15 protein-coding genes are annotated in these 14,707 nt (G+C 72.6%); 5 read left to right on the top strand and 10 right to left on the bottom strand.

The features are described 5' to 3' along the window. The first annotated feature begins 16 nt into the window (after nt 1-16). Complete coding sequence (locus tag VFC33_13395) at nt 17-1,162, top strand: LLM class flavin-dependent oxidoreductase (GenBank protein ID HZR14229.1); 1,146 nt, start codon at nt 17-19, stop codon at nt 1,160-1,162. Nucleotides 1,163-1,227: 65 nt separating this feature from the next. Here VFC33_13395 and VFC33_13390 read toward each other — a convergent pair whose 3' ends face one another. Continuing rightward, nucleotides 1,228-2,394, bottom strand: coding sequence for a glycosyltransferase family 4 protein (locus VFC33_13390; protein ID HZR14228.1), 1,167 nt, complete (start codon nt 2,392-2,394; stop codon nt 1,228-1,230). Between the two features lie 92 nt (nt 2,395-2,486). Here VFC33_13390 and VFC33_13385 point away from each other — a divergent pair, with 92 nt between their 5' ends. Beyond that, a complete protein-coding gene (locus VFC33_13385) occupies nt 2,487-3,656 on the top strand; it encodes a glycosyltransferase family 4 protein (protein HZR14227.1) in 1,170 nt (389 codons plus the stop codon). 10 nt (nt 3,657-3,666) lie between these two features. Here the strand turns inward: VFC33_13385 and VFC33_13380 are convergent, their stop codons facing one another. Together VFC33_13380 and VFC33_13375 are read right to left on the bottom strand one after the other, a co-directional pair. Continuing rightward, a complete protein-coding gene (locus tag VFC33_13380) occupies nt 3,667-5,268 on the bottom strand; it encodes a hypothetical protein (protein ID HZR14226.1) in 1,602 nt (533 codons plus the stop codon). Further along, nucleotides 5,244-6,044, bottom strand: a complete 801-nt coding sequence (locus VFC33_13375) for an ABC transporter ATP-binding protein (protein ID HZR14225.1) — start codon at nt 6,042-6,044, stop codon at nt 5,244-5,246. The genes VFC33_13380 and VFC33_13375 overlap by 25 nt, the downstream gene beginning before the upstream one ends. Nucleotides 6,045-6,137: 93 nt before the next feature. Here VFC33_13375 and VFC33_13370 point away from each other — a divergent pair, with 93 nt between their 5' ends. After that, entirely contained in the window at nt 6,138-6,290 is a 153-nt protein-coding gene (locus VFC33_13370) for a GPGG-motif small membrane protein (GenBank protein ID HZR14224.1), read from the top strand. Between the two features lie 98 nt (nt 6,291-6,388). Here VFC33_13370 and VFC33_13365 read toward each other — a convergent pair whose 3' ends face one another. The 3 genes from VFC33_13365 to VFC33_13355 all read right to left on the bottom strand — a co-directional run bounded on the left by VFC33_13365 (nt 6,389) and on the right by VFC33_13355 (nt 9,897). Next, the gene (locus VFC33_13365; protein HZR14223.1) at nt 6,389-7,621 is read right to left on the bottom strand and encodes a zinc-binding dehydrogenase; all 1,233 of its coding nucleotides are present in this window, start codon (nt 7,619-7,621) and stop codon (nt 6,389-6,391) included. Between the two features lie 20 nt (nt 7,622-7,641). Then, a complete protein-coding gene (locus tag VFC33_13360) occupies nt 7,642-8,991 on the bottom strand; it encodes an alkaline phosphatase family protein (protein ID HZR14222.1) in 1,350 nt (449 codons plus the stop codon). A 90-nt stretch (nt 8,992-9,081) separates the two neighbouring features. After that, on the bottom strand, nt 9,082-9,897 hold the full coding sequence (locus VFC33_13355) for an HDOD domain-containing protein (GenBank protein HZR14221.1): 816 nt from the start codon (nt 9,895-9,897) through the stop codon (nt 9,082-9,084). 114 nt (nt 9,898-10,011) lie between these two features. Here VFC33_13355 and VFC33_13350 point away from each other — a divergent pair, with 114 nt between their 5' ends. Next, nucleotides 10,012-11,046: an aldo/keto reductase gene (locus VFC33_13350; protein HZR14220.1), complete on the top strand. Its 1,035-nt coding sequence runs from the start codon at nt 10,012-10,014 to the stop codon at nt 11,044-11,046. Nucleotides 11,047-11,065: 19 nt separating this feature from the next. On the opposite strand, the gene VFC33_13345 is transcribed toward VFC33_13350, so the two are convergent. From VFC33_13345 to VFC33_13330, 4 genes are all read right to left on the bottom strand, one after another. Next, a complete protein-coding gene (locus VFC33_13345; GenBank protein ID HZR14219.1) occupies nt 11,066-11,263 on the bottom strand; it encodes a ferredoxin in 198 nt (65 codons plus the stop codon). Nucleotides 11,264-11,346: 83 nt separating this feature from the next. Further along, nucleotides 11,347-12,171, bottom strand: a complete 825-nt coding sequence (locus tag VFC33_13340) for a DUF1206 domain-containing protein (GenBank protein ID HZR14218.1) — start codon at nt 12,169-12,171, stop codon at nt 11,347-11,349. Next, on the bottom strand, nt 12,168-13,139 hold the full coding sequence (locus tag VFC33_13335; GenBank protein ID HZR14217.1) for a nitronate monooxygenase: 972 nt from the start codon (nt 13,137-13,139) through the stop codon (nt 12,168-12,170). The genes VFC33_13340 and VFC33_13335 overlap by 4 nt, the downstream gene beginning before the upstream one ends. A 54-nt stretch (nt 13,140-13,193) precedes the next feature. After that, nucleotides 13,194-13,568 (bottom strand): hypothetical protein, encoded by a 375-nt coding sequence (locus VFC33_13330; protein HZR14216.1) that lies wholly within the window; start codon nt 13,566-13,568, stop codon nt 13,194-13,196. A gap of 144 nt (nt 13,569-13,712) precedes the next feature. Between VFC33_13330 and VFC33_13325 the strand changes: the two genes are divergently transcribed. Continuing rightward, nucleotides 13,713-14,705, top strand: a complete 993-nt coding sequence (locus VFC33_13325; protein ID HZR14215.1) for a YrzE family protein — start codon at nt 13,713-13,715, stop codon at nt 14,703-14,705. The last annotated feature ends 2 nt before the right edge of the window (nt 14,706-14,707 follow it).

Below are 14,707 nucleotides of genomic sequence, written 5' to 3'. Positions count from 1 at the left end.
CGGGAGGAATGCGCCGATGGAGTTCGGTCTCTTCATCCAGAACTTCGTGCCGAATTCGCGGCGCGAGCAGGACGCCGACGCCGAGCACCACGTGCTGTTCGAGGACCTCGAGGCGGTCGTCGCCGCCGACGAGGCCGGCTTCAAGTACGTGTGGGTGACCGAGCACCACTTCCTCGACGAGTACTCCCACCTCTCCGCGAACGACGTCGTGCTCGGCTACCTCGCGCGCGCGACGCGGCGCATCCATCTCGGGTCGGGCATCTTCAACCCGCTGCCGCGGGTCAACCACCCGGCCAAGGTCGCGGAGCGCGTCGCGATGCTCGACCATCTCTCCGAGGGACGGTTCGAGTTCGGCACCGGCCGCGGCGCGGGCAGCCACGAGATCCTCGGCTTCCTCCCCGACATGAAGGACCTGTCCGGGACGAAGGAGATCTGGGAGGACGTCATCGGTGAGTTCCCGAAGATGTGGACCCAGGACACCTATGAGGGCTACCAGGGCAAGTTCTGGTCGCTGCCGCCCCGCAAGATCCTGCCCAAGCCGTGGAAGAAGCCGCATCCGCCGATGTGGTACGCCGCGGGCAACACGTCGAGCTACGAGATGGCCGCGCGCAAGGGACTCGGCGTCCTCGGCTTCTCGGTCGGCGACATCCAGCAGCTCGAGCCGGTGCTCAAGGCGTATAAGGACACGATCCCGAACGCGGAGCCGATCGGGAAGTTCGTCAACGACAACGTGATGGTCACGACCGCCGCGATCGTCGACGAGGACCCGAAGAAGGCGCGTCAGGCGGCGCTCGACTCGACGTTGACATACCTGCAGAGCAACGTGTTCCGCTACCACGACACGTTCCCGCACCCGCCCGAGGTGCCGGTGTGGCCGGAGCTGATCCCGAACTACACGCCGGAGATCCTCGAGGCGATGACCCAGATCGGCGCGCTGATCTGTGGCGACCCGGACGAGGCGCTCGAGCAGTGCCGCCGCTGGGAGTCGGCCGGCGCCGACCAGCTCGTGTTCGGCATCGGGACGACGACGCGCGAGGAGACGCTGAAGACGATCAAGCTCCTCGGCGAGCACGTCATCCCGAAGATCGACACTGACCCAGTGCACCGGACCACGCGGCAGCGCGAGCGAGCGAGCCGTGAGGCGAGCGGAAGCGCGGCCTAGCGGCCCGGCGCCGGAGGCGCCGAGAGCGGAGGCTCGACGCGGCTGCGAAGGCCGCGGCGAAGTAGTCAGCGCCGCCGGCGGGCGAGGACGTCTGCGTAGAGCGCGTCGACCTCGGCCGCGATGCGTTCCGGCGCGTAGCGCGCCGCCGCGGCGCGACCTGCGTCGCCGAGACGAGCGCGCAACGCGGGGTCGTGGGCGAGCTCGCGCATCGCGCGAGCGAGCGCGTCGCGGTCACCCATCGGGTACAGCAGGCCGGTCACGCCGTCGTCGACGATCTCGGCCGGTCCGCCCGGTGTCGCCGCGACGACCGGCAGCCCGGCGGCCATCCCCTCGACGACGACCTGCCCGAACGGCTCGGGCTCGACCGACGCGTGCACGAGGACGTCGAGGCGGCCGAGCTCGGCGGGGACGTCGTCGCGGAAGCCGCGGAACTCGACGCGCTCGGCGATGCCGAGCCGCTCCACGAGGCCGTGCAGCGACGCCGCGTACGCGTCGTCGCCGAACAGAGGCGCGCCGATCACGACCGCGCGCTCGCTGCCGTCCGGGAACGCGCGCGCGAACGCGTCGAGGAACACGTCCTGGCCCTTCCAGCGCGTGACCGTGCCGACGAGGCCGAGCCGCAACGGGCCGCCGTGCTCACCAGTACGTGCCGGCTCGGGCGGGGGCGGGATGGCATTCCCGATGACGCGCACGATCGGGCGCGACAGCTTCCCGAGCGTGTCGCGCGTCGACTGCGAGTTCGCGATGACCGCGGCGGGAAGCGTCGCGAGCATCGCGCGCACCAGACGGACCGCGGGCGCCGGGAGCGAATCGGTGCTGATCCGGTCGTGCACCTGCCACACGAAGGGCACACCCGCGAGACGTGCGGCGATGCTGCCGTACACGCCTGCCTTGAGCGAGTTGGCGTGCACGAGATCGGGCCGCAGCGCGCGCAGGCGACGCGCGAGCGTCACGACGTACGCGCCGGTCGCGCGCATCGCCGCGAGTGGCAGCCGCGGCGTCACCTCGGACCGGCGCACCGAGCGGCCCTCGGCCGCGAGCTCGAGCACCTCCACCTCCGCGCCGGCCGCGCGGAGGCGCTCGGCCAGCGGTCCGTCCGCGGCGAGCACCGCGTGCGCGTCGACGTGGAGCGACGGCAGCAGCCGGACGAGCGCGAGCTCCGCGCCCGACAGCACCGCGGTGTGGTCGAGGTAGACGACACGCGGGCGCGCGCTCCCGGATGCGGACGACACACGGCTCCCTTCAGGCGACGAGCGGTCCGAGGGTAACGGAGACGCCGGTACACTCGGCGCGCTCCGGCGCCGTCCCGGGAGCGAGATCTCCGATGCGTCGTGTCCTGATCGTCTCCTCGCTGTGGCCCCCGCGCGTCCTCGGTGGCGCCGAGCTCTACGCGCACGCGCTCGCGACGCGGCTCGCCGCGCGCGGCTGCGAGGTCGGCGCGGTGACGCTCGGTGTCGACGGGCCGGGCGTTTTGGCGACGGTGAAGCCCTGGCCGGTCCCGCTCGAGGAGTTCGCGTCGGCGAACGCGATCGAGCACGCGCTGCTCCACGCGCGGGATCTCTACAACCCGGACGCCAAGCGGGCGCTCGAGCGCGCGCTCCGCGAGTTCCGGCCCGACGTCGTCCACTCGCACACCGTCGCCGGGTTGTCGGGCGTTGCGCTCGCGACACCGTCACGGCTCGGCTACGCGCACGTGCACACGCTGCACGACTACTGGCTCCTGTGCCAGCGCATGTCGATGGTGAAGCGGTCGGGAACCGCGTGCGAGCGGCGGTGCACCTCCTGCATCCTCTACTCGATGGAGCGGGAGGCGCTCGTACGACCGCATCCGCCCGACGTCGTCACCGCGGTCTCGTACGCCGTCGCGCGCGAGCACGAGCGGCACCTCCCGTGGATCCGTGACCGGTTGCGCGTGCTGCCGAACCCCGTCGAGCCCGTCCCCGTCGCGCCCCGCCAACCCGGCGCCCCGGTGACGTTCGGCTACATCGGTCAGGTGACGCGTCACAAGGGCGTGCCGACGCTCGTCGACGCGTTCACCGGCGCGGAGGTCGGTGACGCGCGCCTGCGGATCGCGGGGACCGGCCCCGTGTACGACGAGCTGTCGACGCGCACACCCGCGTCGGTCGAGTGGCTCGGCTGGGTCGACGACGCCGGCAAGGACGCGTTCTTCGCGTCGATCGACTGCCTCGTCGTGCCGTCGGAGTGGAAGGACCCGGCGCCGCTCGTGGTGAACGAGGCGCGGGCGCGGCGGATCCCGGTGATCGGCGCGCAGATCGGCGGCATCCCGGAGCTCGTCGCACCGGAGTCGGCCGCGCTGCTGTTCCCCGCGCGCGATGTGTTCGCCCTCCGCGCCCGGCTCGAGGCGTTCGCCGCCGAGCCGTCGCTCTATGCGGTGACGACCGACGTAGCGAGCGACAACACCTGGGACGCGCACCTCGACCGCATGCTCGCTGCGTACGACGACGCGTCACGATCGGCCGGCGCGCGCGCGTGAGCGGCGCGGCTCAGGCCGCGTGCTTCGGCGAGACCGCGGCGAGGATCTCGGGAAGACGGTGCGCGGCGTTGCGGGCCGCGATGCGGCGGCCGGCGAGCCACACGGCGGCGCCGTAGGCGTCGGCGACGGCGATCGACACGAGCGTCGCCGCCGCGAGGGGCAGCGTCGCGAGCGACACCGCGACGACGATCGCGGGCGGCGCGAGCACGAGCGCTTCGGCCGCCATGCACGCGAGGGACGTGAAGCCGGCGATGCAGCCCTGCCCCGTGTTCGCGGCGGTCGGGTTGCGCTTGTCGGGGAGCGCGTATGGCGCGAGCACCGACGTCACGTTCCCGGCGCCGAGCACGACGCCGAGCGCGGCGGGCAGCAGCCCGAAGGTGAGCGGCAGGTACGACCAACCGCCGCTCACCGCGGCGAACACGAGGGACGCGACCATCACGAACGGGGTGACGAAGAGCGCGTTCGCGAGGTTCTTGCCCGCGAGGTCGGCGGCCGGCGCGTCGCCGGACACGACGTTGGCCCAGAACGCCTCGCCGTCGAGCCCGAACTGGTTGATCGACAGCTGCGACGCGGGGAGCGTGGCGACGAGCCCGAACAGCGTCGTCGCCGGCCCGGCCGATCCCTTGCCGACCGCGGAGACGAGCAGCACCACGGGGAAGGCCAGCGCGCTGATGAGCGCCGCGCGCCGCCGCGGGTCGCGGGCGAGGTAGCGCAGATCCTTCGCGGCGACGGCGCCGGCGCGGTCGTGGGGGAGCCACGGCGTGTAGCGCGGGAACAGCGCGAGCGCCGGGCGGCTACGTGCCGGTTGCTGCGCGCGTGACGACGGCGTGTCGGCGGCCGTCGACGCGCGCTCCAACGTCGCGCTCCACACCCACAACAGAGCGGCGATCAACGCCGCGAGCGCGACCGCGGCGAGCAGCGCAACGCCGTACCGTCCGCGCGATCCGTCGGTCGCGACCGTTCCGCCCAGCGCGAACGGCGTCCACCGCACCGTCCGCGCCGCATCGGCCAACGTGCGGCGCGTCAACGAACCGGACGTGTGCGGACCGATGAACCGCAGGGCCTGCGGCGCGACCGCGAGGATCGCGACGGCGACGATCATGACGTCTCGACCGCGCCGGGAGCGGAGCAGCGGCGTGAGGACGGTGACGAGCGCGCGCGACGCGACGACGCCGAGGAGCAACGTCCCGACGACGCCCACCGCGACGAACACGGCCTCCACCGCGGCGTGCGGCAACGCGACCATCGCGCCGCTCAGTGCTGCCAGCGTCGCGACCGGCGCGATGCCGACGAGCGACGCGACCAGCAGGCCGCCGACGAGACGGGGCCGGGACAGGGGGAGCAGCCACAGCCGCTGCGGGTCGAGCGTCTCGTCCGTGCCGAAGCCGAGGACGGGCAGCAGCGTCCATCCGAGCGCGACGGACGCGAAGAGCACCGTCGTCGCGTCACGGGCCTCGTCGGGTCGTGTCCGGAACGACGCGAGCAGCGAGAAACCGGCGATCGCGATCCAGCCCGCCGCGACCGCAGCGAGCACGAACATCACGAGCCGCTGCCGGCTGCGGAACCCGTTGCGGAGGAGGTGCAGCTTCAGTCGCGCGAAGACGAGAGCCACGACAGCTCCTGGCGCGAGGCGGGTTCGCCGACGAGCGCGACGAACGCGTCCTCGAGTGTTCCGGTCCCGCGGAGGTCGGCGAGCGCGCCGGCCCAGACGACGCGCCCACCCGCCATGACGGCGACGTGATCGCAGAGGCGCTCGACGAGCTCCATCACGTGGCTCGAGAACACGATCGTCGAGCCGCCCTTCGTGAACTCCTCGAGCACGTTCCGGATGGCCCGCGCCGACACGGGATCGATCGCCTCGAACGGCTCGTCGAGGAACAGCAGGCGCGGCGCGTGGATGAGCGCGGCCGCGAGCGCGACCTTCTTGCGCATGCCGTGGCTGTAGTCGACGACGAGCACGTCCGCCGCGTCGTCGAGACCGAGGAGGTCGAGCAGCTGGTGCGACCGCGTCGCGACGACGCCGGCGTCCATGCCGCGCAGCAACCCGTGGAACGTGAGTAGCTCCAACCCGGTGAGCCGCTCGAACAGCGCGAGCTCCTCGGGGAGCACACCGATGCGCGCCTTCGCGTCGACGGGTTGCGCCCACACGTCGATTCCCTCGGCCCACACGCGCCCACCGTCGGGACGCAACAGACCGGTTGCCATCCGCAACGTCGTCGTCTTGCCCGCACCGTTCGGGCCGACGATCCCGAAGAACGAGCCGTGTGCCACGTCCAGGTCGACACCCGCGACCGCGCGCTTCGCACCGAACGACTTCACGAGGCCACGCGCACACAGCGCGGGCCGCGTGCTCGCGGACGTGACGTCGCTCGCGACGCTGTCGTGCACGGCTGCAGGCTACGCGCCGCGTTTCGAGCCCGTGACTCCGGGGTAACCCCTGGCGCAACCCCGGCGGGGGTGACGACACGGAGGACGTTTCGGATGGCATTCATCCTGTGGCTCATCGCGGTGGCGCTCGTCGTCGCCGGCATCATCTGGCTGCTGAGCGGCTCCATCATCGGCGGGATCGTGCTGATCATCGTCGGTCTGCTCATCGGTCCCGGTGGCGTGAGCGTGTTCCACGCGAGGGCTTGAGCACGCGCGTCGCGTCGCGCGTCCGCGAAGGTGAGACAAGGCCCCTCCATTCGGAGGGGCCTTGTCGCGTCACGCGGAAGCGCCCGCCGGGCGCGGGATCAGTCGCGGAAGTCGAACGCCACCTTGATGGCGCCGGATGCGTCCTGCGTCGCCAGCGTCGTGAACGCGTCACGCCAACGCTCGAGCGGGAACGTGTGGGTGAGCATGCCGGTCAGGTCGACGCGACCGTTCGCCACCAGGTCGAGGTAGTGCTCGATCCCGTGCCGGCGCACGCCGTCGACGTCCTCGACGCCGAATGCGTTCGACCCGACCATCGAGATCTCCTTGAAGTACAGCGGGGTGTCCTCCCACAGCGTCGGGCCGTGGACGCCGGCCTTCACGAGCGTTCCGCGTGCCTTCAGGACGCGGGTCCCGATCTCGAACGTCTCGCGCTTGCCGATCGTGTCGTACACGACGTCGATGCCACCCGGGTAGGCCATCGGCAGCCCGTCGCTCGCCTGCAGGACGCCGCCCGACCACGCGGCTGCCTCCTCGACGACCTGCATCGCGGGCTCGTGCGCGATCACCGTCGCGCCGAGCTTGCGGGCCATGTCGCGCTGCGCGTCGAAGCGAGCGACGACGAGGACGTCGACGTCCGGGTACAGCGCGTGCAGGATCGCGTTCGCGCAGGTGCCGAGCGCGCCCGCGCCGTACACCATGGCGCGACCGCCCGGTGCCGGTGGATGCCGCGTGATCGCGTGAAGCATGACCGCGAAGGGGTCGGCGAACACCGCGAGCTCGTCGGGGACCGCGTCGGGGACCCGGAACAGCATGGAGTCGTGCGCGGGCATGAGCTGCGCGTAGCCGCCGCTCGCGTCGCGTGACGTTCCCGTGTGGATCCCGGGCGCGATCGGGCCGACGCCGAAGCTCGCGCACAGGCTGAGATCGCCGCGTGCGCAGCTCGCGCAGACAGGGTCGACGCCGCGCGGCGCGCACGACAGCCACGGGTTGAGCACCACGCGGTCGCCGACCTCGAGACCCGCGGCGGCCGGACCGAGCGCGACGACGTCCGCCACGACCTCGTGCCCGAGCACCTGGGGCATCGAGAAGAAGCCCTTCATCGGGTTGTCCGGCGTGCGGACGTCGCCCCAGTCCATGAACACCTGTTTGCTGTCGGAGCCGCAGATGCCCGTCATGCGCGGGCGCGTCACGACCCAGTCGGGCAGCAGGAAGCCGGGGTCGTCCATGTCGACGAGCCGCATCGGTGTGTGCGCGAGCGCGCGCAGCAGCGCGTTGTCGGTCTCCGGTTCGGGCTGGGGCTCCGGCTTGACGCCGTAGAGCAGTGCCTGCACGGTGCGTCAGCTCCTCCCGATCAGAGGCCGAGGATGCCCGGGTGCAACGCCGCGCACTGCGCCGCCTTGGCCTGGTCGATGGTCGCAGCGGGCAGGACGGGCGGCTTGTCGAAGTGCGGGTGCGCGAAGTCGAAGTACTCGAGCAGCGTGTTCGCCTGCGCGTCGCGTCGTGTGAGCGGCGCGAGGTGGTACCGCCGCTCGATGAACCGCAGGATCGACGTGTGGTCGCTCACGTCGTGGGACACGAAGTGCGGCTTCGAGAACGGCGACACGACGACGAACGGGACGCGCACGCCGTACTGTGTGAACCCGACGGGCGTGTCACCCGGCTTCAACATGGGCGGGATGTTGTCCGGCGCGGGCGCGGCGGGCGGCGCGACGTGGTCGTAGAAGCCGCCGTGCTCGTCGTACGTGAGGATGAACGCGGACGACGTCCAGTTCGGGCTGGCCATGAGCGCGTTCACGATCCCCGCGGTGAACTGCTGGCCGACCTGGATGTTGGCCGGAGGGTGCTCGTCCGACTCCTGCGACATCGTCCCGATGTACATCGGCTCGACGAACGCGACCTGCGGCAGCGTCCCGGCCTTGGCGTCCGCGAAGTACTGCGCGATCGGCACGACGTTCTGCGCGTGTGCGCGCACGTCGGCGAAGAACGACGCCACCGGGAACTGCGCGTAGTACACCTTCCACGAGATCCCCGCGTCCGACAGCAGCCCGAAGATGGTCTTCTGCGTGAACCCGGCGGGCGGCGGCGCGTCGTTCTGGATGTGACCGAACGACGTGCCCGTCATCTCGTAGAAGCGGTTCGGGTACGTCGGGCCGGGGACCGACGCGAAGTAGCGGTCGCCGATCCCGAAGGTGTTCGCGAGCGCGTAGTAGAAGGGCAGGTCGGTCTGGTCGTAGTAGCCCATCGAGCGGCTGCCGGTCGCGTCGGCGGGGTCGACGTTCTGCGCGGTGAAGCCGTCCATCTTCCCGCCGTCGATCTCGGCGTGCGTGCCGGTCCACGAGTGGTTGGTGTCCGCGACCTGGCACGGCAGGGGCATGTGGAACGGTGTGATCGCGGGCCCGTTCGGGTTCGTCGGGTCGGGGTTGCCGGTCGTCGGCTCGGCTGCGGTGCGGCGCTGCCCGTACGCGTTCAGCTGACCGAAGTAGTCGTCGAACGATCGGTTCTCCTGCATGAGCACGACGATGTGCTGCAGGTCGCGCAGGTGCGGGACGGTGCGCTCGTCGTCACCGTGATGGTGACCCGTCTCGTGATGGTCGCCGCCACGGCCGTCGGCGTGCGCCGTGCCGACTGTCAGCGTTCCGACCATCGCCAGCGCGCCGAGGCACGCCGTCATGCGCGTGATGCGCGTCCGCCAGGCGCCCATGACCCCTCCCCTGATGCCGGATGCGAGGCGTCATCCTCGCGGCGGGGGACGAGGTTGTAAACCGAGCGCCGCCCCCGGGCGATCGCGCGGTCAGGCCGCGATGAACCCCGCGAGCGCGTCGGCCTTCTCGTGGACACGAGGGACGAGCGTGTCGAGCGTGTCCGGGTCGACGTCGAGCAGCGTGAGCAGACGGCGCGCGCCGGAGGTGTCGGCGCGACTGTCGGCCGCGAGGTGCGCGAGCGCGTCCGACGCCGCGATGACGCGTGCGAGCGGAGGATCCGTGCGGTCGAGCGGGAGATGGTGCATCTCGACCGCGTTCGCCATCGACCGCGGGAAGCGCAGCGTGTCGAGCACGACCGCGCCGATGCGCGCGTGCGTGATGCCGAACTCCTCCCGCTCGGCGAGTGTGAGCGAGCAGGCGTCCCGCGCGACGTGGTCGAGCACGCGCCGGTACCGGCGCGGGACACGCCGGAACAGCAACGCGCTGCCGATGTCGTGGAGCAACGCAGCACTGAACGCGTCGCTGGGCGTCAGATCCACCGACTCCGCGAGCAGCGCCGCGGCCGCGGCGGTCTGGAGCGAGTGCGGCCAGAAGTCGGGCGGGACCGAGTCGCCCTTCTCCGAGAAGAGGTCGAACGCGGCGCCGGCAGCGAGGGCCCGGACGGTCTCGAACCCGAGCACGGCGACCGCGCGCTGCGCGCTCGCGATCCGGTTCGTCAGCCCGAAGTACGGCGCGTTCGCCATGCGGATCACCTGCAACGACAGCGCCGGGTCGGTCTCGACGAGCGCGCCGATCGACGCGGCGGACGCGTTCGGGTCGTCGAGCAGCCAGAGGAGCCGCACGGCGGCGCCCGGGTGCACGGGCAGGCGGGTGACCTCGCCGAGGAGAAGGTTGTCGTCGTCCATGGGTGCACGCCCTCCGTCGCCTGATCGGCGGGAACCGTGCACAGCTGAGGCCTGCAGACGGTCCGCGTACGATCGACGGCGCCGTCGGCGGCCGTGACCTGGGAGGACCGGACCATGCAGCAGCGCACGCTCGGACGGACCGGGATGACGGTGAGCACCCATTGCCTCGGGGCGATGATGTTCGGCGCGTGGGGCAACCGCGACCACGACGAGTGCGTCCGCATGATCCACACCGCGCTCGGTGCGGGCGTCAACTTCGTCGACACCGCGGACGTGTACTCGGCGGGCGAGTCGGAGGAGATCGTGGGCGCCGCGCTCGCCGGCCGCCGCGACGAGGTCATCCTCGCGACGAAGGTGCACGCTCCGATGAGCGCCGACCCGAACCAGCGCGGCAACTCGCGGCGGTGGATCGTGCGCGAGGTCGAGAACAGCCTGCGCCGGCTCCGTACCGACTGGATCGACCTGTACCAGATCCACCGGCCCGACTTCGCGACCGAGATCGACGAGACGCTCGGCGCGCTCAGCGACCTGGTGCACCAGGGCAAGGTCCGTGCGATCGGCTCGTCGACGTTCCCCGCGGAGCTCATCGTCGAGGCGCAATGGGTCGCCGAGCGACGCAACCGCGAGCGGTTCGTCTGCGAGCAGCCTCCGTACTCGATCCTCGCCCGTGGCATCGAGCGCGCCGTCCTGCCGACGTGCCTCCGCTACGGCATGGGCGTGATCGTGTGGGGTCCGCTCAACGGTGGCTGGCTGACGGGCAAGTACCGGCGGGGCGCGCCGGTTCCCGAGGACTCGCGCGCCGCGCGGGGCCGTACGCCTGCGCGCTTCGACACCGAGCGCGACGACGTGCGCCGAAAGTTCGACGTGATCGACGAGCTCGAGAAGATCGCGGCGGACGCCGGCCTCTCGCTGACGCATCTCGCGCAGGCCTGGGTCCTGGAGCACCCGGCGGTGACGTCCGCGATCATCGGGCCGCGTACGCCGGAGCAGCTCGGCGACCTGCTCGCCGGTGCGGACGTCCGTCTCGACGCCGACACGCTCGATCGCATCGACGCGGTCGTGGCCCCCGGCACCGACGTCGCCGCGCCGGACGCCGGGTGGGAGACGCCGGATCTCTCGCCGTCACGCCGTCGACGTCGGTCGCGCTGATCGAACCCGAGACGGGCGTTCAGTCGTCCTCGACCGTGATCGCGCTCTCGGGGCAGCTCTCCTCGCCCACGCGCGCCTGGATCTCGAGCTCGCCGTCGACGTGCTCGTTGGGGATCAGGCAGTGGCCCTCGTCGTCGGCGTCGAACACCTCGGGCGCGAGCGCGTAGCAGCGGCCGTGACCGACGCAGCGATCGGGGTCGACCCGCACGCGGGCCATGGCGCCTCCTGACGGGTGAGTGGGCTGGACGTCGACGCCGCGAGCCTGACGTCGGCGTCAGTGTACGACGGGGGCGGCCCGGGTCAGGAACGGGTCACGTCGCCGTAGCGGGCGAGCGCGAACGTGTAGAGCCCGTACGCCGCGAGACCGGCCGCCACGATCACGAGCAGCACCGGGCCGTACCGGGCGTTGCGGAGACGGGCGAGGGCGCCATCGATGCCGCTCGAGTCGGCGGGATCGAAGCGCACCGCGGCTTCGACCACGAACACGCCGACGAGCGCCGCGACGACGCCGCGCGCCGCGATGCCGGCCTTCGCGAGCGCGGAGACGACCCGGCGCATCGGGATGCTCATCTCGTCGAGGTGGAGGTCGCGCCGGAACCGGCCGTCGAACCCGCGCCACGTGACGACCACACCGCCGACGACGACCGCGAGACCGACGATCACGACGAGCGCGCGCCCGCCCGGCCACCGCAACACGTGGCCGGTCCAATCCTCTTGCTCGCGCGTGCTCGACGCGGTCGGATTTGCGCCGGCGACGAGTTGGACCGCGATCACCGCGAGCGCCGCGTACAGCAGGGCGCGACCCACGTTCGCGACGCGCGCGACGGCGGCGCGACGAGCGTCACCGGCACCGTCGGGTCCGGCGACCGCGAGCAGGCCCTGCCAACACGCGTGCGCCGCGAGCCCGACCGCGACGAGCGCGAGCAGCGCGGTTCCGAGCGGCTGGTGCGCGACGGCGCGCAGCGCGCCCTGCGAGTTCGGTTCCACGCGCCGGCCGAACGCGAGCTCGACGACGAGCACACCGACGACGAGGTACAACACGCCGCGTGTCGCGAGCCCCCACCGGGCGGCGCGCTGCACCCGCGGGCTGTCGGCCGCTCGTTGCGCCGTGCTCTCGGTCGTCACGACCACGAACGGAGCAGCCGTTCCGCGCCCTCCGCGAGTTCGCGCACGACGTCCGCGGCGCGTTCTCTGCCGGTGACGGCGTCGACGCCCTGCCCGCAGTAGCACGCCATCGCCTCGATCGCGCCCGTCGTGTCGACGGTCGGCGGCATCGGCGACCATCGCACGACCGGGATCTCCGCGTCCGCGTGCCGGGTCGCGCCGACGACGTCGGTCGTGGCCTCGTTCGCGCGGTCGAGCGCGCGGCGCAGGACGCGGTGCGGTGCGTCCGGCCATCCCGCGCCGAAGCGGTCGGTGAGGACGGTGTCGACTCCGCTCGCGTGCACGAGGGCGTCCTTGTAGCGGGGATGGGCGCACGACTCGTCGGTCGCGACGAACCGCGTGCCGACGCGCGCGGCGGACGCGCCCGCGGCGAGGACCGCGGCGACGCCGCGCGCGGTCGCGATCCCGCCCGCGGCGACGACCGGGACGTCGCGCGTGCCGGCGCGGTCGAGCGCGCCGAGCACACCGTCGAGCAGGGGCAGGAGCGGGGTCGTGCCGCGCACGTGGCCGCCGGCCTCGACGCCCTGGGCGATGACGACGTCGCACCCGGCGTCGACGGCCGCGCACGCCTCGGCGACGGAGCCGACCTGCCACCACGCCTCCGCGCCGCCCGCGTGGATCCGCTCGACCGTCGCGCGCTCGGGATCGCCGTAGAACATCTCGACGAACCGGCTCTCACGCGCGGCGAGCTCGACGTCGGCCGGGTCGACGAACGGGACGAGGAAGTTGACGCCGTAGGCGAGCCCGGGCCGGTCGGCCAGGCGGGCCAGGCGGTCACGGAGCGGGATCGCGTCGAGCCCGGGCAGCGTGCCGATGGCGCCGGCCGCGGCCACGGCCTCGACGAGCTCGACCGTCGTGACGCCGCCCATCCCCGCTTGCTGCACCGGGACGCGGCACCCGAGCCGCTGCGTGAGCGCGGTCGCGATCACCGACGCAGCATGCCAGTGCGAGGTCCGGGCGTGCGGCCGCTCGTCTCGCTCGCGTCAGCAGCGACCGTTGGTCACGACGACGTCGTTGCCGGTCGGCGGCAGCGCGAGGCAGGCGAACTTGCCGGCCACCTCGACCTGGATCTTCCCGCTGTCGACGAGTCCGTCGTGGTTGGCGTCGGTCACGCCGGTGACCGAATCGCCGAGATGCAGGTCGTCGACTGCAGCCTTGACCACCTCGATGGACCGGGCCGGACGGTGCTGGACGTCGGCCTGGTGCTTGATCGCCGCGCTCAACCCGTCCGCGGTCGTGTGCGCGACGGCCTGCTTCGCGTCGTTCGTCGCGTTCTTCACGGTGTCCTTGGCCGAGCTCTGGGTGGCGCTCGAGCAGCCCGCCCCGAGCAGCGCCACCGCGGCCGTCACGGCCGCCACGGCCGCCAGCGTCCGTCTCATTGTCGCCCTCCGTTCCCCCTCACTGGCCCGTACCCCCGACGATACGGGGGCCAACCGCGGGCGCGTTTCCCCAGGTGAGGCCGTGGGCATGCCTCTTTCCAAGACCGAATGGAGGCGATGACCATGGCACGGGGGACCAAGGTGGAGGACCGGCACGCCCGCCTCGCGCTGGTGCACGACGCCGGCCGGGGACGGGTGTCCGGGGTGTCGACGGCGGCGGGTGTGCTCGCCGGGTTCGGGGCGTTCGCCCTCGTCCTCGGCATCGCGGTGGCGATCGTGCAGGTGATCGGGATCGATGCCCGCGGCTTCAGCCGGGGCGACTGGCGCGCGATCGGGCTCGGGTCCGGGATCGCGACCGCGATCGTCGTGCTGGGCGCATGGTGGTTCGGCGGCTACGTCGCCGGCCGCATGGCCCGCCGCGCGGGTGCGACGCACGGGTTGGCCGTGTTCATCACGACCCTGGTCGTGCTCGTGATCGCAGCCGCGATCGTGTGGGCCGAGGGCGGCCCGACGACGATCCGCGACGGGCTCCGCACGCAGGGCGCTCCCACCGACAGCGCGACCTGGTGGGGTATCGGCGCGCTGACCGGCGTGCTCGCCTTCGTGGGCGGCCTCGTGGGGAGCTTCTTCGGCGGGATCCGCGGCGAGCGGTGGCACCAGCACCTGCTCGAGGACGCGCTCGACCCGGAGATCGGCCCCGAGGCGGAAGCTCGTCGCGAGGCCGAGGCGCGCAACGCCGCGGCGCGTGAGCGGGTCGAGACGACGAGCCCGCCGTCGGCCGCGGGCGCCGGCGCGGCAGCCGGCGCCGCCGCGGGCACGGGCGCGGGTGCGGCAGCGGAGCGCGACGACTTCCTGAGCGACGGCGGACGCGGTCGCGCCGAGGGCGGTCGGTACGAGCGCGCCGGCGACACGAACCACGCCGACGACACCGCGGACACCCGCGACGACCGCGTCGTCCCGGTCGTCGCGCCGGACGCGCCGGTCCCCGTACGCGACGGGGGCGACAGGGTGGACGTCGCGAGCGCCGAGCGCGACGAGCGTGCACGCGAGGACGACGCGATGGTCGACGACGGGCGACCGCACCGCTTCGCACGCTGGGTGCGCTCCGGCCGCTGACG

The organism is Acidimicrobiia bacterium, assembly GCA_035651955.1.
Taxonomy (GTDB): domain Bacteria; phylum Actinomycetota; class Acidimicrobiia; order IMCC26256; family JAMXLJ01; genus JAMXLJ01.
This window is presented reverse-complemented; position numbering and strand designations above follow the sequence as displayed.

What these genes read in the sequence shown, in the direction of transcription:
- VFC33_13395 (HZR14229.1), top strand. Translation starts at nt 17, where the DNA reads ATGGAGTTCGGTCTCTTCATCCAGAACTTCGTGCCGAATTCGCGGCGC.
- VFC33_13350 (HZR14220.1), top strand. Translation starts at nt 10,012, where the DNA reads ATGCAGCAGCGCACGCTCGGACGGACCGGGATGACGGTGAGCACCCAT.
- VFC33_13355 (HZR14221.1), bottom strand. Translation starts at nt 9,897, where the DNA reads ATGGACGACGACAACCTTCTCCTCGGCGAGGTCACCCGCCTGCCCGTG.
- VFC33_13385 (HZR14227.1), top strand. Translation starts at nt 2,487, where the DNA reads ATGCGTCGTGTCCTGATCGTCTCCTCGCTGTGGCCCCCGCGCGTCCTC.
- VFC33_13345 (HZR14219.1), bottom strand. Translation starts at nt 11,263, where the DNA reads ATGGCCCGCGTGCGGGTCGACCCCGATCGCTGCGTCGGTCACGGCCGC.
- VFC33_13370 (HZR14224.1), top strand. Translation starts at nt 6,138, where the DNA reads ATGGCATTCATCCTGTGGCTCATCGCGGTGGCGCTCGTCGTCGCCGGC.
- VFC33_13325 (HZR14215.1), top strand. Translation starts at nt 13,713, where the DNA reads ATGGCACGGGGGACCAAGGTGGAGGACCGGCACGCCCGCCTCGCGCTG.
- VFC33_13360 (HZR14222.1), bottom strand. Translation starts at nt 8,991, where the DNA reads ATGGGCGCCTGGCGGACGCGCATCACGCGCATGACGGCGTGCCTCGGC.